General features: G+C 60.2%; 15 protein-coding genes. 8 read left to right on the top strand and 7 right to left on the bottom strand.

From position 1 onward, the window contains the following. Positions 1 to 23: 23 nt before the first annotated feature. Positions 24 to 650 (top strand): hypothetical protein, encoded by a 627-nt coding sequence (locus tag DRW39_RS12740; protein WP_116107439.1) that lies wholly within the window; start codon positions 24 to 26, stop codon positions 648 to 650. 94 nt (positions 651 to 744) lie between these two features. Next, positions 745 to 3630, top strand: coding sequence for an ExeM/NucH family extracellular endonuclease (locus DRW39_RS12745; RefSeq protein ID WP_116107440.1), 2886 nt, complete (start codon positions 745 to 747; stop codon positions 3628 to 3630). A gap of 286 nt (positions 3631 to 3916) precedes the next feature. Here the strand turns inward: DRW39_RS12745 and DRW39_RS12750 are convergent, their stop codons facing one another. Both DRW39_RS12750 and DRW39_RS12755 read right to left on the bottom strand, forming a co-directional pair. Then, entirely contained in the window at positions 3917 to 5053 is a 1137-nt protein-coding gene (locus DRW39_RS12750; protein ID WP_232830144.1) for a S1C family serine protease, read from the bottom strand. A gap of 67 nt (positions 5054 to 5120) precedes the next feature. Next, positions 5121 to 7277 carry a TonB-dependent receptor gene (locus DRW39_RS12755; protein WP_198664874.1) on the bottom strand — a complete coding sequence of 719 codons (2157 nt, stop codon included), beginning with the start codon at positions 7275 to 7277 and terminating at the stop codon, positions 5121 to 5123. 186 nt (positions 7278 to 7463) lie between these two features. Here DRW39_RS12755 and DRW39_RS12760 point away from each other — a divergent pair, with 186 nt between their 5' ends. The 5 genes from DRW39_RS12760 to DRW39_RS12780 all read left to right on the top strand — a co-directional run bounded on the left by DRW39_RS12760 (position 7464) and on the right by DRW39_RS12780 (position 14088). Continuing rightward, entirely contained in the window at positions 7464 to 8984 is a 1521-nt protein-coding gene (locus DRW39_RS12760; RefSeq protein WP_116107443.1) for a family 20 glycosylhydrolase, read from the top strand. Positions 8985 to 9118: 134 nt separating this feature from the next. Further along, positions 9119 to 10525, top strand: coding sequence for an alpha/beta hydrolase (locus DRW39_RS12765; protein WP_116107444.1), 1407 nt, complete (start codon positions 9119 to 9121; stop codon positions 10523 to 10525). Between the two features lie 30 nt (positions 10526 to 10555). Beyond that, positions 10556 to 11863 (top strand): Gfo/Idh/MocA family protein, encoded by a 1308-nt coding sequence (locus DRW39_RS12770; RefSeq protein WP_116107445.1) that lies wholly within the window; start codon positions 10556 to 10558, stop codon positions 11861 to 11863. A gap of 19 nt (positions 11864 to 11882) precedes the next feature. Continuing rightward, positions 11883 to 12935 (top strand): YbhN family protein, encoded by a 1053-nt coding sequence (locus DRW39_RS12775; protein WP_116107446.1) that lies wholly within the window; start codon positions 11883 to 11885, stop codon positions 12933 to 12935. A 10-nt stretch (positions 12936 to 12945) separates the two neighbouring features. Next, positions 12946 to 14088: a M50 family metallopeptidase gene (locus DRW39_RS12780; protein WP_116107447.1), complete on the top strand. Its 1143-nt coding sequence runs from the start codon at positions 12946 to 12948 to the stop codon at positions 14086 to 14088. Here DRW39_RS12780 and DRW39_RS12785 read toward each other — a convergent pair. Continuing rightward, on the bottom strand, positions 14066 to 14566 hold the full coding sequence (locus DRW39_RS12785; protein WP_116107448.1) for an OmpH family outer membrane protein: 501 nt from the start codon (positions 14564 to 14566) through the stop codon (positions 14066 to 14068). The genes DRW39_RS12780 and DRW39_RS12785 overlap by 23 nt on opposite strands. A gap of 266 nt (positions 14567 to 14832) precedes the next feature. Between DRW39_RS12785 and DRW39_RS12790 the strand changes: the two genes are divergently transcribed. After that, the gene (locus DRW39_RS12790) at positions 14833 to 15549 is read left to right on the top strand and encodes a glycoside hydrolase family 73 protein (protein ID WP_116107449.1); all 717 of its coding nucleotides are present in this window, start codon (positions 14833 to 14835) and stop codon (positions 15547 to 15549) included. Between the two features lie 74 nt (positions 15550 to 15623). Here DRW39_RS12790 and DRW39_RS12795 read toward each other — a convergent pair whose 3' ends face one another. The 4 genes from DRW39_RS12795 to DRW39_RS12810 form a co-directional block, all read right to left on the bottom strand. Then, entirely contained in the window at positions 15624 to 16037 is a 414-nt protein-coding gene (locus DRW39_RS12795) for a hypothetical protein (RefSeq protein ID WP_116107450.1), read from the bottom strand. Next, positions 16012 to 16239 (bottom strand): hypothetical protein, encoded by a 228-nt coding sequence (locus DRW39_RS22500; protein WP_116107451.1) that lies wholly within the window; start codon positions 16237 to 16239, stop codon positions 16012 to 16014. The genes DRW39_RS12795 and DRW39_RS22500 overlap by 26 nt, the downstream gene beginning before the upstream one ends. Before the next feature lie 93 nt (positions 16240 to 16332). Beyond that, positions 16333 to 17733 (bottom strand): tRNA uridine-5-carboxymethylaminomethyl(34) synthesis GTPase MnmE, encoded by a 1401-nt coding sequence (mnmE, locus tag DRW39_RS12805; RefSeq protein ID WP_116107452.1) that lies wholly within the window; start codon positions 17731 to 17733, stop codon positions 16333 to 16335. Beyond that, on the bottom strand, positions 17730 to 18905 hold the full coding sequence (locus tag DRW39_RS12810) for a sensor histidine kinase (RefSeq protein ID WP_116107453.1): 1176 nt from the start codon (positions 18903 to 18905) through the stop codon (positions 17730 to 17732). Before DRW39_RS12810 ends, mnmE begins: the two co-directional genes overlap by 4 nt. Between the last annotated feature and the right edge of the window lie 27 nt (positions 18906 to 18932).

Raw genomic sequence — 18932 nt, forward strand, 5'->3', positions numbered from 1 at the left:
TATGCATCCCTCACCCCCTTTAGATGAAACGCCTTTACCCCCTTTTTTTTCTATTTCTCCTGACTCTTACCGCCTGCGGGCCCAAAGTGTACGAAGCACCTAACATGGTTGCCACCACCAGCCGCCATCAGGTGATCGCCATCATCCCCCCATCGGTATCGATCAAGGGTCGGCCCAAGGATGACCCCGCACAGCTGGAAGCGGCCGCCCGGGAAGATACCTACACCTTTCAGCGGGAGATGTACAGCTGGATGCTGCGCCGGAAACAACAGGGCAAAATTCGGCGGCTGGAAATCATGGACCCGGAAACCACCAATGCCAAACTGGAGCGCGCGGGCTACACCATCGACCAACGCGGTCTTACGCCATCGGAACTGGCGGCCGCCCTTCAGGTAGACGGTGTACTCATCACCCGTTTCAACACCAGCAAGCCGATGAGCCAGGGCGCGGCCATTGCCGTGGGCGTCCTGCTCGGTGCCTGGGGAACCACCAACAATACCACCGTAAATATGGACCTGCACGACGCTCAGGAAGGCATGGTCTGGAACTACGATTGGGAAGCGAAAGGATCTGTCTTCAACTCCCCCGAAGACCTGGTCGAAGCGCTGATGCGCAACGCCAGCAAGCGCATTCCCTACGCGGCGAAGTAAACCCACCGTTAAGTTTACGGGTAAAACGCGCCGGCTTCGGGCACGCGAGGATCAGGTGGCCTACCTTTGGCCCCCCAACCAACCAAATTACCCCGTGAAGCATATTTTACTCGTTCCCGCCCTACTGTTGGCCGGATTACTCTCCGCACAAGACCAAGTGCTCATCACCGGTTTGCTGGACGGCACCCTGAGCGGGGCGACGCCGCGGGCCGTAGAACTGTACGTGAGTGGCACCGTAGACCTGAGCATGTATACGCTGCAACGCTACGCGAACGGAACGACGGAGCCGACCAATATTTCCCTGGAGGGTACCTACTCCGATGCCTTTGTGTACGTAGCTAGCGAGACGGCCAACTTCACGGCGGTGTTCGGAAACACGGGCGACTTCAATAACGTGATTACCAGCGGATCCGTCAGCGGCAACGGCAACGATGCCTTCGCCCTGGCCATCGGCGACCAAATCATAGATGTCGTTGGCGGCGCCATCGGCGGACCCGACGACAACATTTACCAGGACAGCTACCTCTACCGAAAGGACGGAACACCGGCCACGGGTAGCTGGAACCCGGATAACTGGACCATGCCCGGTAACGACGTGCTCGACAACCTCACCGCCGAGGAAATCGGCAATCAGGTTTCGTTCGGTACCTACCAAGGCGGACAATCGGGTCAGCAGATCGCGATCACCGCGACCGGACAGCTTTCGGAGGATGCTCCCGCAACGACGGCGGGTTTCACCGTAAGTCTGTCCGAAGCGCCCTCCACTATGCTGAAGGTGGCCTATGAACTGTACGGGACCGCTACGGAGGGGGAAGATTTCGTACGCATCAACGAAAGCGACACCCTCCAATTTACCGAAGGGACCACTGAAGGGACGGTCGATTTTACGGCCATTGACGATGACCGCATCGAGGGCACCGAAACCATCGGCCTGCGACTGACCTACCTATCGGACTCCAGCTACGTAGCCGGACTGGGCGCCACGCTGGATGTACTAGATAACGACCTGGGAACCGACCCCATCGGTATTCATATCGTGCAGGGTGACGGATTCGCATCTCCCCTCGCCGGAAACGTGGTTACCGTGCAGGCAGTAGTGACCGCTGACTTCACGGAAGGCCTGGACGGATTCTACCTGCAGGAGGAAACGGAGGATGCCGACCAGGACCCGATGACTTCGGAGGGCATCTTCGTCTACGCACCGGACGCTGAAGTGATGGTAGGTGACCTCGTAACCGTTCGCGCGGAAGTGGAGGAGTATTTCGGCCAGACGCAACTGGCCGGTGCGGAAGCGGGTGCCACGATCACGATCAATGCGAGCGGAACGACCGCTCCACCGCCCACGATACTGATGCTCCCCCTGGGCGATTCCAGCCTGGAAAGCCTCGAGGGCATGCTCGTGCAACCCCTTGACCTTGTGATCACGGACGTGGACGATCTGGTCCGCTTCGGCGAGGTGGAAGCGAGTACCGCCAACCGGCTCGCCCAATTTACCGAGTGTAATGAGCCCAATGAGGCCGCACTGAGTGTTTACCTGGACAGCTTGCGCCGCAACGCCATCATTGTGGACGATGCCCGGAGCGGAACGAACCTGCAGCCCATCACCCTTCCGGATGGTAGTTTGCTATCGGCCGATAATAGCCTGCGGGCCGGCCAGACCATTTCCGGCCTAACGGGCGTGCTGGGCTACAGTTTTAACCGCTACCGCATTCAACCCACCGACCGGACCGGCGTCACCTTTACCGGGAACGGCCGCCCCACCACGGGGCCGGCTATGACGGGCGACGTACGGGTCGTAAGCGCCAACGTCCTGAACTACTTCACTACCCTGGATAGCCGGGGAGCGAACACCGAATCGGAACTGCTGCGGCAGGAAGCCAAGATCGTGGCCGCGCTGACCGAACTCGATGCGGACGTAGTGGGCCTGATCGAAATCGAGAACAATGACTTTGCCGCACTGTCCCGTTTAGTCGACAGCCTCAATGCTTACAGCGACCGGGGCTACCGCTACGTGGACTCCCCCAATACGGGCGATGATGAAATCATGGTGGCCCTGATCTACGATACGCTGCGCATGGCCGAGGCCGGTACCGCCGCCGCGCTCGATGTGCCCGGCGAGCTTTTTCAGGGCCCGCGGACCAATCGGGTACCGCTGGCACAAACCTTCCGGGTGGTCGATTCGACGAGCAACAGCGCAGGAGCGGAGTTTACGGTCTGCGTCAACCACTTTAAAAGCAAGGGAAGTGCCTGCGGTGAGGGGGACGACGATAACGGCGGCGCCGGCAACTGCGACGGTACCCGTACCGCGGCGGCCGAGGCGGTAGCTGCCTGGCTCGCTACGAACCCCACCGGCGTAAATACGCGTAACGTCATGATCGTCGGCGACCTGAACAGCTACCGGATGGAAGACCCGATCGACGTGCTGCTGGACGCCGGCTACGTCAACACCAAGACACGGGACGGAGACGCTTTCCCCTGCGGCGGCGGGCCACCATCCTACGTGTTCGGAGGCCTGTGGGGCAGCCTGGATTATGCGCTGGCCAGCGATTCCCTGGCCGAGTTCGTGACCTACGCTTCCGCCTGGACGGTCAATGCGCCGGAGCCCGAAATTTTAGACTACAATCAAGAAGGATCCGGTGATAGCCTCTACGCCGCCGACTTCTACCGTTTCAGCGATCATGACCCGATCGTGGTCGACCTGGCGTTCGGGGAAATCGTCAGCACCTCCGGCCCCACCGGCGCGGGAAGAACCTCCCTTACCCTACGGCGGAAAGACGCGGATACGTACCTCGTAGAGGGGCTGAGCGGCCGGGCGGAATTCCTGATCAGTAACGTGAGCGGCCAAGTACTCCATAGCGGGCAGTTGAAACAGGGCGCCCAGCCGGCCATCAGCGTAGCGGGCTTACAGCCGGGCATCTATTTTGTCAGCGTGCGGGAGCGAGGAAAAATGGCTCAGGCGTTCAAGATCGCTACCCCTTAGAAAAAGGCTTCTACCTGCGCCCCGTCGCAAAACGGAAAAGTTGCTTGACGGGCGATCGCGAAGAATGGTAAAGGTATCGATTCCCTTCTTCCGCTGTCGATCGGCGAAATGCATTGTCTCCGCCGCCATCAGGCCTTACCGCCGAAACGTACAATCCATGACTGGCGAGGCCATGTGGGAACCAGAATAGATTCAAATGGAATAGCGTCAAGGCCTACGCCTCAAAAGAAAGGGGACTCAACTACTGTTGGGTCCCCTTTTTCTATGTGCTGACAAGCCTTAAATACTATCCGTCCACGGTACTTCCCAGCCGGATTTCGACGTCAACCCGGCGGTCACCCCGCATCAGATTCAGGGCAACGGATTCACCGGGCTGGTACTTTTCGAGTTCGAGGTAGAGGTCGGAAGTGGTGCGGATCTCGTTGCCGTTGATGCCGACTACGACGTCACCCAGGATGTAACCGCCGCGCTGTCCCTGGCTGAGGCCCTTCACGCCAGCTTTGGCGGCACTGCTTTCCGGGTCTACGGTAATTACGATCAGGCCCTTGATCCGCCCGTACTGCCGCACATCCACGCCGAGCACGGGGCGGCGTACCTCTCCGAAGCGAATGACATCATCGACCACGTAGCGGACCACGTCGACGGGGATGGAGAAGCCGATTCCCGCGGAGGCACCGGAGGGGCTGTAGATCGAGGTATTGACGCCAATGAGTTGGCCGTCGCTATTCAGCAGCGGGCCGCCTGAGTTACCTGGGTTGATGGCCGCGTCCGTCTGGATGGCTCCCTTGATGGGTACGCCGGCCTGGCTGCGGATCTCCCGGTCGAGGGCGGAAACGACGCCCGTGGTCAGGGTCTGGTCGAGGCCGAAGGGGTTACCGATGGCGTAGACCGCCTGCCCGACGCGGATCGACTGGCTGCTGCCAACGCGGATGGGCTGTAGCTCGAAAGCGGGGGCGTCGATCTTGAGCACGGCCAGGTCCTTTTCCTTTTCGAATCCGACGACGCTGGCATTATAGGTCTTTCCGTTACTGAGCGTAACGGCGATGGCGCTGGTATTGGCTCCGTTGATGACGTGGAAGTTGGTAATCACGTGTCCGGCCTTGTCCCAGAGAAAGCCCGATCCGGACCCGCTCTCCACCTCCCCGTAGTTCCAGAAGGAACGGCGAATGGCCTTGGTCGTGATGAAGCACACGGCGGGTGACGCCTCCTCGAACAATCGGATCGTCCGCTCTTCCTCGGGCGTGTAGGCATAATTCACGTCCTCCACCGGCACGCGATCGGGTTTGGCCGCCCGGTCGGAGACCGGGTTGCGGGCGACGATATCGATCATCGAGGCGGCGGATTCCGCTTCGGCGGGAAAGAGGTATCGCCCGGCGACAAAGGCGGCGAGCACGATCAGAAAGGATAGCAGGAAATTTCGCACGGCAAACAATTTAGCGGGCATTATAACGACGTATAATGCCTGCCGGATGTTGCCGAAACGTTATTTCCTACAGGTCGATCCCTAAGCTCAGCATGAAGTTGATGCCGGCCTGGGGGTACATGCCCAGCATAGTGGTCGGGGTTCCCTCGTACTGGTAGCGGTAGCTCCAACCGTTGCTGCTGTATAATTGGTTGGTCAGGTTCCGGAGCAGAAAGGTGAGGCGGTAGCGGCTATTCAGCCCGTAGGCTAACCGCAGATCGCTGTAGTAATACCCATCCAGCTTACTCTGCTCGCTACCGCTGTTGTCTACGTAGCGGTCGCCGACGTATTTGTTTTGCAAAGCGGCTTCGATCCGGTGGTTGCCAAGGTTGCGCGCGTAGGCGATCTCTACGGCGCCGGTCACGTCGGGACTAAAACTGAGTGGCGTGTCCTCGCGCTCTACCTCGAGCTGCCCGCCCTCGTCCCAGTCGTCGAGCAGCTCGGTGTAATTCTTCACCCGGTTGCGGCTGAGCGTCAGGTTTCCGCCAACGGTCAGGTTGGGAACCAGCTGCACACCGCCCTGCAACTCGATCCCCAGCCGGTAGCTCTCCGGTACGTTGGTGCGCACGTAGCCGCCCACGTCGTTGAGGGCGCCGGTGAGCACCAGCTGGTCGCGGTACAGCATATGGTAGAGGTTGATGCCGTAGTTGGCGCGGGCCAGGCTGCGGGTGAAGCCCAGCTCGGTATTGTAGAGTTTTTCCGGTACGGGTCGGCTGTTGGCGGGGTTATCCACGAAGTCGTCCCGGTTCGGCTCCCGTTGCGCCACGCCGAAACTGGCGTAGGCACGCAGGCCCGGACGGGGCAGGTACACGACGCCGGCTTTGGGATTGAAGAAGGTGAGCGCCGCATCTTGTTCGAGCAGAGCGAGGTTTTCGTCCAGCCCCAGGAACTCGTAATTGACGTGGCGCACCTGACCGTCTAGGTAGATGCTGACGTCGTCGCGGACCTTATAATTCGCGCGCAGGTAGTTGTTGAAGTCGCGCTTCGTACCATCGTTGTCGTAGTACCGTTCGCGGATCTCGGAATCACCGGCATGGCGGGCCCAGATCACCTCGCCGTAGTGGCCGCCCAGGTATTCGTTGGCGGATCCACCGAAGGTGACGTCCCAACGTTTTTTGCGGTAGCGCAGGCTGTACACCGTGCCGTAAAAGTGGTTGTCCAGCCAGCGGCGGCGGATCAGGTCGCTCGTTTCCTCGGGGGCATCGATGCCGTAATCGGACAGCGCTTCGTCGGCCTTATACTGCTCGTAGTACCCCAGCCCGCGGGTATAGTGGCCGCTGACGACGAGGTCCAGGTCGTCGTTGATCTCGTGGTTGAAGTGGAGCTGGTAGTGGTTTTGGCGGTAGTTGTCGACCTCGTTGTCGTAGGGCTCGCCCTCCTTTTCCGTGCCAACGGAGTTGTAGGTACGCCCGAATTCGTCGATCTCTTCCTGCGTCACGCCGTTCCAGCTCTGGTAGGTCACCTCGTGGCCGCCGAAGGCCACCAGGCTGATGACGGATTTACCGGTTTCCTTGCTCACCGCGGCGTAGTAACCGTCCAGATCGGCGGAGGCCCGGTCGATGTAGCCGTCGGAGTGCACCTTGCTGTAGCGGGCGTCAAGGCGGTAACCATTGTCTGTCCGGCCCCGGTAGCGGACGACGCCGCGGCGGGTTCCGAAGCTACCCACGCTGCCGTCCAGATGGAGGCCCGGATCGCTGTCCTCGCCGACCGTGGTGAAATTGATGGTTGCCCCGAAGGCACCCGCGCCGTTGGTACTGGTGCCCACGCCCCGCTGAATCTGGATCATATCGGCGGAGGAACTGAAGTCGGGCAGGTTCACCCAGAAGACGCCCTGGCTTTCGGAATCGTTGTAGGGGATACCGTTGATGGTCACGTTGGTGCGGGTGGGGTCGCTACCACGTATCCAGATGCCGGTGTAGCCGATCCCGGTGCCGGCGTCGGAGTTGACCACCACGGAGGGGGTCCACTTGAGCAGGTAGGGGGCGTCCTGTCCGAGGTTGCGGACGGCGATGTCCTTCCGGTCAAGATTGACGAAAGTTACCGGCGTCTCGGCCCGCGCGGCGGTGGCCGTCACGGTGATGGGGTAATCGAAATCGTAGACACTGGAGATGGTGTCGACGCTTTGCTGAGCAGTAAGAAATTGGTGAAAGAGGAGTGCCAGGGCACTCAGTAGCAGACGCTGCATGCGTATTGAATTTTCCCTTCCCGGCATTACCCGGGCAGGTTCCTGAAGAAATCAAGGGTATAATCTCAGCCGTCCCGGATCAGGACAGCACCCCGTTGTCGCCGCAAAGTTACGATGCCGTTGATCATCCCCCTAACCGAACTGCACCTTTCCCGTATTTTCACCCGATAATCAAGGTGACACCCTATGCTCCGACTCGCGCTTTTCTCTCCCCTTTTGCTGTTGCTCGGCTGTACCTCCGACCCTCCCACCGAACCGGCCGACGTGGCCGCCCTGAGCGAACTCCCGCTCATTCCGCTGCCGGTCGAAATCACGGACGAGGACGCCGTACATTACTACAGGGGTTACGAGGGAGACGTGCTGCCCAGCCCGAATCCCGTCATTGGTGACGCCCAGCGCTACCTGTCGGATCGCTGGCCGGAATTGGTGCTTCCCCTGCAGTTTGAAATCGCCCAGGACCTGGAAGGAGAGGCCTACCGGCTGGAATTCCGTGGCGAAGAGATCGAGCTCGCCGCCGGCACCCGGGAAGGCATGCTCAATGCCGCCAAGACGCTCGGGCAGGTACTGCACTTCTCCGGTGGGGAGGACGAGGAGGTCTTCATTTCCAGTGGCACCATCAGCGACGAGCCGCGCTTCGCCTACCGGGGATTCATGCTGGACGTGGCCCGCCACTTCTTCGGGGTAGACGAAGTCAAGCAGGTCATCGATCGCATCGCTCCTTACAAGATCAATCATTTGCACCTGCACCTCAGCGACGACCAGGGCTGGCGCATCGAGATCAAATCCTGGCCCAAACTGACCGAGATCGGTGGAAAGTCGGAGGTCGACGGCACCCCCGGGGGCTTCTACACCCAGGAGGAATACAGCGAGATCGTGGCTTACGCCCAGCAGCGGGGCATTGTCATCGTACCCGAAATCGACATGCCGGGCCACACCAACGCCGCCCTCTCGGCCTACCCCATCCTGAACGCCGACGGCGTTGCCCGCGATCCCTATACCGGCACGCGGGTTGGTTTCAGCACGCTGGATACCGACCAGGACTCCGTGTACACCTTCATCGACGACGTCGTGCGCGAGATCGGTGCGCTTAGCCCCGGCCCCTACTTCCACCTCGGTGGCGACGAAAGCGACGCAACCGACCACGAGGACTACGTGAACTTCGTCAACCGCGCCCAGCAGATTATCAAGGACAACGGGAAGACGCCCATCGGCTGGGACGAGGTGGCCACCTCGGAACTGGCCGAGGGAACGGTCGTCCAGCTGTGGGCCCACGCCGACTACGCCCTCCGCGCCCGCGACGCCGGCAACCCCGTAATCATGAGCCCGGCTAAGCGTATGTACCTCGACATGCAGTACGACAGCACCTCCCGCATCGGCCTACACTGGGCTTCCTACATCGAGGTCGACTCCGCCTACCAGTGGGACCCCGCCGCCATGGCCGAGGGCCTCACGGACGGCGATATCCTCGGCGTCGAAAGCCCCCTTTGGAGCGAAACCGTCCGCACCATGGAAGACATTGACTACCTGGTCTTCCCCCGCCTGCTCGCCCACGCCGAACTGGGATGGACCCCGCAGGGAAAGCGGGATTATGCCGATTTCCTCCGCCGCCTGGCCGCGCAGCAGGAATGGCTAAAGGACCAGGATATCGCCACCTACGATACACGCGTCCTGGCGGAAAGCGCTGATACCACGACGACCATGAAATAGAACACAAAGGAGGCGGGCGGCGGCGCGCAGGTAGAAACCAAGCGCTGAGGAGGAAGCGCTTTTGAGTAGTCCGGTCCATCTTCCCCAATGCCCCGCTTCCCCGTCTTGCAAGCCAAAAGCGCTACCTTCCGGATATGCATCAAGCCATTTTCACCGCCGCCATGTTCGTATTCGGGACCTCGCTGTCCGCTCAATATGCCGGCCATTGGTTCGGCGTGCTCGAAGCCGGGGCGCAACGGATCCCGCTCGATCTGGAACTCGCTGAAGCGGACGGGCAATACACCGGTGGCCTGCTGAGTCCGACGCAGTCCTCCATGCCCATTCCGCTCTCGACCGTAGCTACCGATGGAGACAGCCTGCAATTCGCCGTTGCCTCCGTATCCATGCAATTCGCCGGTAGCCTCGAAGGAGACAGCCTGGAGGGCAGCTTTCGCCAGGGCGGCTTTTCGGCGCCCCTCACCTTCTTCCGGGAACCATCGGCGGCGTACACCGTCCTGCTGGCACCGGACGAGATCCGGCCCCGCCCGCAGGAGCCTACTGACTTTCCCTATCTCCAGCAAGCGGTGACCTTCGTCGGGGGCGGAGAAGGAGTCAGCCTGGCCGGTGAGCTTACTTTGCCGGAAGACGGATCGCCCAGGGCCGCGCTGGTACTCATATCCGGAAGCGGCCCCCAGGACCGGAACCAGGATCTGGGACCATCCATCAATCACCGCCCCTTCCTGGTGCTGAGCGACCGACTGACCCGGGCGGGCTACGCGGTACTGCGGTATGACGACCGCGGGGTCGGTGCGAGTACCGGCGACTTCGCAGCGGCCACCAGCGTGGACTTCGCGGCGGACGCGGCGGCGGCCATCCGATTCCTGCGGCAACGCCTCGGCGATCAGGACCTGCCCATCGGACTGGCCGGGCACAGCGAGGGCGGTATGATCGCTCCGATGGTGGCCGCCGGCGACGAAGCGGTTGACTTTGTCATCCTGCTGGCCGCGCCAGGTCTGCCCATCGATACGCTGATGGCCGAACAGCGTCGGGCGATAAGCGGGTCCACTCCGCCGAACGAAGCCGTCCTCGCTACGGTCGCAGCCTACGTGAAAGCCCATCCTGATTTGGCCGATACGGTATTTCGCAGCGGTCTGCGGGATACCATCATCGACCGCATCCCCTCGCTTCCCGAATCCTTCCGGGAAAGCATTACGGACCGCGACGCCTTTGCCGCAACCTACGTCAACAGCTTGTCCGGGCCCTGGATGCGTTACTTCCTGGCCTACGACCCGACGGCGAATCTCTCCACCCTGCACGTACCCGTACTGGCCATCAACGGCGAACGGGATACGCAGGTAACTCCCCGCAACCTGGAGGCCATCGAAGCCACGCTGGCCGCGGCCGGCAATCCCGACGTCACCGTCCGGCTCGTTCCTGAAGTCAATCACCTCCTGCAGCCGGCCGACACCGGTCTGCCGTCCGAATACGGCCAGATCGAGACGACGGTGGACGAGGGCGTGCTAACCATGATCACGGACTGGCTCAAAGCACGCTTTCCCTGACGGACGCCAGCCTAAAAAACTATCCGATAGATGAAACGCCGCGATTTTCTGTACACCGCCCCCGCCCTGTTCGCCATCCCGGCTGGCATTACCCTGCGCTCCGCCGCCCCCCTGCGCGTTGCCCTGATCGGCTGCGGCTGGTACGGCAAAAGTGACCTGATGCGACTGATCCAGGTAGCGGAGGTGGAGGTTGTCGGCCTGTGCGACGTGGACCGCCGGATGCTCGACGGGGCCGCTGAACTGGTTCGCGAACGACTGCCCGGTGCCGATCCGAAACGTTACGCCGATTACCAAGAGATGTTGGACAAGGAACGCCCGGAAATCGTGCTCATCGGAACACCCGACCACTGGCATGCTTTGCAAGCCATTGCCGCCATACGCTCCGGTGCACACGTGTACCTCCAGAAACCCGTCGGTGCGGATGTACGCGAATGCGAGGCGGTGCTAAAGGCCGCCCGGGAACACCAGCGGGTCGTACAGGTGGGTCTGCAGCGACGCAGCACCCCCCACCTCGTGGAAGCCAAGGAGAACATCGTCGACGCGGGTAAGCTCGGCACCGTCGGCCACGTCGAAGTGTGCTGCTACTACCCCATGCGCGACACCGCCGTGCGGGAAGAACAGCCGGTACCCGACTTCTTCGACTACGACAAATGGACGGGCCCCGCTCCCCTGCTACCCTACCGGGGCCTGCCCCACCGCCGGTGGCGCTCGTTCTGGGCGTACGGTAATGGGATCGTGGGCGATATGTGCGTGCATATGTTCGACATGACCCGGTGGATGCTGGGCCTGGGTTACCCCGAAGCGGTCACGAGCACCGGAGGGATTTACGTCCAGAAAGCGGCCGATGCGACCATTAGCGACACGCAGACCGTGACCTTCCAGTACGACGGGTTGAGTTGCGTCTGGCAGCATCGCTCCTGGGGCGAGGCACCGGACCCGGAGTTCCCCTGGGCCATGACGATCTACGGCGACCGGGGCACCCTGCAGGCCGATCCCTACAAGTACGTATTCACGCCAGTGGAGGGAGAACCCGTGCGCCGCGAAGCCGTCTACGAAAAGGAAAAGTTCCCCGAAGACGTGACGGAGGAGGGTATCGAGATTCACGTCGCTCCGGCCACCCGGGCGCACATGGAAGACTTTCTGCAAGCTATCGAAACGGGTAACAAACCCGTAGCGGACATCGAGGAAGGTGTCATCAGTACGGTCTCCTGCATACTGGGCAACGTGGCAATGGTGGCGGACCGCCCCATGCGCTACCGCCCCGAGACCGGGTCGCTGGCGAACGGTGACGACGATCTGCTGACCCGGGCGTACCGCGCCCCCTACCGGCATCCGTAGGGAAGCTATCTTCGCGCCCATGTCGCAGACCGTGTCTAATGTTTTGAAGTTTATCGTGTTCGTCGGCCTGGGTTTCGGGATCCTTTACCTCGTCTACCAGAATCAGCAGGCGGCCTACGCGGCCGATTGCGCGCTGCGGGGCGTTCCCGAGTCCGAATGCAGCCTGATGGATAAGGTGCTGCGGGATTTTGCCAATGCGAATTTCTGGTGGCTGGGCATGACCTTACTGGCCTTCTGCATCAGTAACCTCAGCCGTGCCCTCCGGTGGAATATGCTGCTGCGTACCCTTGGTAAAAAGCCCCGCCTGATCAATGCTTTCCTGACCATCAACCTCGGCTACCTGGCCAACCTGGGTTTTCCCCGCCTCGGCGAGATCGTCCGGCCGGCGGCCATGGCTCGCTACGAGAACATCAAGGTAGAGCGGGTGGTCGGAACGGTCGTCGTGGGCCGGATGCTCGACGTCGTGATGCTGTTGCTGCTATCGTGTCTGACCCTCTTCATCGCCGGCGACCGGATCTGGTTGTGGCTCGAAGAAAATGCTTCCCTGGGCGACCGGCTATCGGGGCTGGAGGGCTGGATCGTCCCCATCATCGCCCTGGGTCTGCTGACCCTGGCGCTGGCCTGGTTCCAGCGGCGGCGGCTGCGCGATTCGCGGGTGGGCACGAAATTGGAAGCGATCGTCCGGGGTTTCTGGGAGGGGCTACAGACGATTGCGACGGTGAAGCGCCCGTGGCTCTTCATCCTGCACAGCCTCAATATCTGGGTCATGTATTACGTGATGAGCCTGTGCGTATTCCTGGCCTACGAGCCGACGGCCGGGCTGGGCGCGGAGGCCGCCCTGACCACCTTCGTATCCGGCGGTTGGGGGATCGTTATCCCAAGCCCGGGCGGTATGGGCAGCTACCACTATCTGGCGCAGAGCGCGCTCGAATTATATGGCTTACCGGGGGAAGACGGCTTTGCTTGGGCGAATATTTCTTTCTTTACGATTAACATTGGTTGCAATATTCTTATTGGGCTAATAGCCCTTTTGTTCCTCCCGCGCATCAACCGTTCGTATTCACCCGAGTAAATCCATCTCCTTGTTCGCAACCTGGCGCATCGGCCGCATCTTCGGCGTTCCCACGGAACTCCACTGGTCGTTCGTGCTGGTGCCGCTAGCGATCCTGTTCTACGCTTACCAACCGGGCTACGGGCTGCGCTGGCCGCAGGTTCAGTGGTGGTCGGGGATCTCGGGGCTGTTGTTCCTCTTCGTGTTGATTCACGAACTCGGTCACGCCCTGACGGCGAAAGCGCGCGGTGTAAAGGCGGAGAAAATCATTCTTTTCCCGTTAGGGGGCGGAGCTCTTATCCCGGAGGAGCCGGAACGTACCCGCGATGAGGTACTGATCTACGCCGCGGGCCCACTGGCTAATCTGCTGGTCGCCGCCCTGGCCCTCGGGGTCCTGATCCTGCAGCCGAATGGGGACATGCTCATCCGGTACTACCTGGATCAGTCGAGTAACCTGATCGTCTTACCGGCCATGCTGGAGCGTCTGCTCGGGATAACGGTGGCCGTCAACGTCGTGCTGGCGGTGGGCAATCTGTTGCCTGCCTATCCGCTCGACGGGGGACGGATCCTGCGGGCTTTATTGAAAGTCGGCATAGCCGATCGGAAAGCAACGGTCATCACCACCGTCATGGGTATCACCATCGGGCTGGCATTGATCGGCGTATCCTACGTTCTTGGTGATCCTCTGCTCGGGATCAGCGCCCTATTCATTATCACCTTTTCCGCCGCCGAGCTGAATCGGGGTTGGCAGCGTCGCAGGCTCGCCCGGTCCGTTATGGAGCAGGTCCTGCGCCCCAGCAACGATAGCCGACTGTACGCGAACGACACCGTCTACCGCGCACGTGCGGCCTTCGCGCTTACGGATGCGACGGTACTCCCTGTATTCGATAACTATAATGAGCTAAGCGGATTCGTCGAGAAGGAAGTACTGCAACGGGAAGCGGACCGCAATCACCCACTGCGCTACTATTACGAAGCGGAATTTATTACCGCCCGTCCGGACGATAACTTACTGGACCTGACGGAGCGGATCGTCGAAGCCAACGTCTACGGCGCGGCGGTTTATGCCGAAGGAAAAGTCGTCGGCTATGTCTACACCGAGGACGTGATTCGCCTCCTGGATCGATCCCGCCGGCGATTCTATAAGCGGTTTAAAGCCCCAGCTTCGCCTTGACCAGGTCCATGATATCGTCGCTGGCTTCGGCGAATAGTACGGTATTGAACTGGGAGGTATCGAAAATCATAACGTAATCGTTCTCCTCGGCAACCGCGTCGATCGCATCGCGTATCTCCTGGATCAGAGGGCCCAGTAGTTCCTGCCGCTTTAGTTCCGTGTCGCGCTGAATCTGCTGCTCGTAGGCAGCGATCTCATCCCGCTGGGCGGCAAGCTCGGCCCGCAGTTCCTCCACCCGGACGGGGGGCAGATCCTCTACCTGCGCCTGCACCTCCTGTACCCGTTGGCGCAAATTTGCCACCATTTCCTCCCCTTTGCTGACCAGCCCCTGGTTATAAGTCCGCAGCGTGGAATCAGCCGCCTGGGTACGGGGCATCTCGGAGAGCAGGTTGGCAAAATTGAGATGGCCGTATTTCTGTGCGGTAAGCGGAGCTAAGGCACTCAGACTTAGGAAAAGGGCAAAAAACAGATAGCGCATATAAGAAACGGATTGGCAATAATCGCGAAGATAGGACAAGCGTAGCGGCTCAAGTATGAAGGTATCGTTAAAGGCTACCCGTGACTGCCAGAAGCCAGAATGCCATGGCCTTTAAACAGGCACCCTGGAAAGGAGTAACTCCAGTGCGGATCAAGCGGGGCGAAACCGAAGAACTGGGGTTGACCGACTCAATTACACACTTTTTGTTTTATAATTTGCAAAATTAACACAAATGCCATTATCTTGCGGGCCTAAGCTGCAATCCTATGCATTTACCCATACCGACCGGCTGGCGACTCTACGTAACGGAATTGTACCGACGACTCTACCGGCAGATTACGAGTCCGTGGACCAAGATGGCCACCTTGGTGCTGCTGATGATCTTCGCTACCCGGAACGAGTTGAATTTATCGCTTACCATCAATGGCGGTGAATGGCTGGGCCTGGCCGCGCCTTCCGTGTTTGACGAAGCTGGGCCCGCAAGCAGCCAGGCCGCCCTGGTAGGCTTCGCCGCGCCGAAGAAGGAATGGAGTGCCCGGGAAAAGGAACAGCTCACCTACGTGGCCGAGTACGTCCGGATTGCGCGGGATCAAATGGAAAGTCACGGCATTCCAGCCAGTATCACACTCGCTCAGGGCCTGCTGGAAAGCGGAGTCGGGAAGAGCAGCCTGGCCCTTCGGAACAATAATCACTTCGGCCTGAAGTGCTTTAGCAAGAGCTGCAAGAAGGGGCACTGTAGCAACCACAGTGACGACCACCACAAGGATTTCTTCCGCATTTTCTCCAGCCCCGAGGAAAGCTACCGCGCACACGGGGAACTGCTTAAAAAAGAGCGATACCGTCCCCTCTTCAGCCTAGACCCGCAGGATTACCGGGGTTGGGCCCGTGGCCTGAGCAAGGCCGGTTACGCGACCGATCCGAAGTACGCGGACAAGCTGATCCGCACGATCGAAAACCTCCAGCTCTACCGGCTGGACGAGTAAAGAACTATAGGTTTGACGTTTGAGTGTTTAGGGCCTACCCTCCCGGGGTGGGCACTTTTCGTGTACGGCTTTCGCTACTTATCGGCGGAAGCGTCTTTACGGTGCTCCCCGACCTCCTGGCGGGACATACCTAGCCAGTGACCGAGTTTCTCCACCAGTTCCCGCTCCTCGCCGGCGGTGATCCGACCGAGGTGACTGGGTAAGAAAACCGCTTTGTTGACCGTCTGGAGGGCGTCGACCGCTACGTACATGCGCCGGTTCAGTCGCACCCCTCCTCCGGCGGAAGCGGGCACGAGGGGCACACGGTAGGGATCCCGATCTGCATAGGGACCGGCGGGAATGATGGGCGCGAAAGTGAGGTTGTTGGTCCGGTACCGGTAGTCCAGTTCCGAGGAAGTGAGGCTGAGCACGTACTGAAAGGGAAGGGGAACTTCCGGGCGCAGCTCGTAGATGTAGTAGCGATTAAAGTTCGGCGTGGTAGGCGGCATGTGAACCGTAGAACGCGTGGAAATCATTGCAAAGTTGCAGGGATTCATCCCGATTGCGCCGATAATTGGCTGCACGCTCGGCCTGCTCATCGAGCGGTTCCCGACGATCGGAATCTTTATCCCGGGCCTCGGCACCGTACGGATTACCGTACCGTCCTTTCGGGTCCGGAGCCCCGCTTAGTTCGAAATTTCCTGAATTCAAATTTGCAACCTTTAATCTATGATGCTAACCACCTGAGTGGGTGATGGTTGTACAACGGCTCTAAAGTAGGGAATATTTTGCGCAATCACCGACTCACTTACCAATGCAAAAATTTGAAAAGATATTTCCCAGCAGATCGTCGGTCGTTATCTCTCCGGTTATCTCACCCAGGTCGCGCAAGCTCTGCCGAATATCCATAGCCACGAAGTCCTGGCTCAGCCCCGATGCCAGACCGGTTGCAACCCGCTCGAGTGCCTGGTCCGCGCGCCGTAGCGCATCATAATGGCGGGCATTACTGAGGATGATCTCCTGGGCGTCTACCCCACCCCGCCCGCCCGTAACGATTCGGGCCAGCGTCTCCCGTAGATAGTCCAGGTTACTTCGCTCGCTGGCAATCATGGGTATCCACCGTTCTCTCGGTACGGTCCACTTACCGGTGTACCGCTCGCCAAAGTAGTGCTCGTACTTGGTGTAGGGGTTCAGGTCCATCTTATTAGCTACGACGATCAACTCCAGGTCTTCCCGGTACAGTCGATCCAGGTCGGCGGCAAGCGTGTCCGGGTCCGTCTCGATCACGTCGAATACATAAAGCAGCAGGTGGCCTACCGCTACCTGCTGCAGGGTACGCTCCACGCCCATGGCCTCGATGGTATCCGAGGCGTCCCGGATGCCGGCCGTATCGATCAGGCGGAAGGGAATGCCGCCGATGTTGATACCGGCTTCGATCGTATCCCGGGTGGTACCGGGAATGTTGGAGACGATGGCCCGGTCCTCGTTCAAGAGGGCATTCAGCAGGGTCGACTTACCGGCGTTCGGCCGCCCGGCTATCACGGTAGAGACGCCTTCCTTGATGGCGTTACCCAGGCGAAAGCTGGTCGTGAGCGCCTCGATACGGCTTCGGATGGTAGCTACCAGGTCACCCAGCTGATTGCGGTCGGCGAACTCCACATCCTCTTCCCCGAAGTCCAGTTCCAATTCGATCAGGCTGGCGAAATCGACCAATTTTGTCCGTAGCTCCGCGATCTCGTTGCTCACGCCCCCCCGCAACTGGCCCAGCGCGATGCGGTGGGCGGCGGCGGAACGGGAAGCAATCAGATCGGCCACCGCCTCGGCCTGGCTCAAATCCAGCTTGCCGTTCAGGAAGGCCCGCTGGCTGAACTCACCGGGGCCCGCCGGACGTGCTCCCGCCTCGTTCCCGAGCCGGATAATTCGCTGTAAGATGTACGGACTTCCGTGACAGCTTATCTCTACCGAATCCTCCCCGGTGTAGGAAGCCGGGGCCCGGTAGAGGGTCAGAACCACTTCATCGATGATTTCACCGGCGGGATCCACCAAGGGCCCGTAAAGCACCCGGCGGGCCGGCGTGGATGCCAGTTCCCGGGCCGGAAAATAAGGGTCGATGAGTTCGATGCACCCAGCTCCACTAAGTCGAACGACTCCTATGGCTCCCTCGCCGGAGGGGGTGGCCGTGGCAATAATGATATCCTGCTTCATGCGGTCATATTCTGTTCGGCCCGCGGCAGTGTAATGCGGAAGGTGGTTCCCTTGCCGGGTTCGGAGTGTAAGACCACGATCTTACCCTGGTGGTATTCCTCGATGATGCGCTTCACCAGACTAAGGCCCAGGCCCCAGCCTCGCTTTTTCGTCGTAAATCCCGGATTGAAAACCCGGCGGGCATTACGGGCCGACATCCCCTTGCCCGTGTCGGTGATGTCGATCAGTACGTTTCCGTCTTTTTCGACGACCTGGCTACTGATCTGGCCCTTCCCGTCCATTGCGTCGAGCGCGTTCCGGAGCAGGTTTTCGATGACCCAGTCGAAGAGCAGCGGGTTAATGGCAACGGGAAGGTTACCGTCTGCCGGCGAAGGAAAATCAAAGGACACTTTACGGGGTGCCCGATGTTGCATGTACTGTCGACACTGGTCGAGTTCGGCGTAGATATTGGTGGGGTGCAGTTCAGGGGTCGCGCCGATCTTACTGAATCGGTTGGCGACCATTTCGAGCCGCTGCACGTCCTTATTCAGCTCCCCGGAGACTTCCATTAGCTCGGGATTGTCCGGATAGCTCATGTTGAGGTGCTCGATCCAGCCCATGATAGCGCTAATGGGCGTCCCCAACTGGTGAGCGGTCTCCTTGGCCATGCCTACCCATACCCGGTTCTGCTCGGCTCGTCTGGCTTGGTTAATCCCGAATATCCCAACCACGAGAAAGGTACCGATCAGGGCAAGCTGGATATAGGGAAAGAGACGAAGCTTCTGAATGAGGATACTCGTACCGAAATACATCAGTCCACCGTAGGGCATCGATACCGGCGGTTTACCATTCTCTTTCAAATCGGCCAGCTGTTCGAGTATGTATGCCGTATCGGCCTCCCTGCCGCCCCAGTTGATAGCCTCCACGTAACCGCCACCCTGGAGGGCCCAGATAGCCGGCACCGTGGTATTGTTTTCGATGATGGCCCCCTGTACGCTGAAGTCGGTATCCGCGCTCCCTGCTTCGAAATTGTTGATATCGCGAACCGAGGCCTCGAAAATGCGGACGTAATTCTCCTCGATGACGGAAAGCTGGTTGGCCAGCCGGTTGGTGTACCAGACCGACGCCACTACGATGATCAATCCGATCACGGAAAGATAGATGGGCCAACGGGAAGAGGTCGGAAGGGTCATGATCGGGCGGGGTTCGCCGGCTCGGTG

Source organism: Lewinella sp. IMCC34191, from assembly GCF_003390935.1.
GTDB lineage: Bacteria > Bacteroidota > Bacteroidia > Chitinophagales > Saprospiraceae > Neolewinella.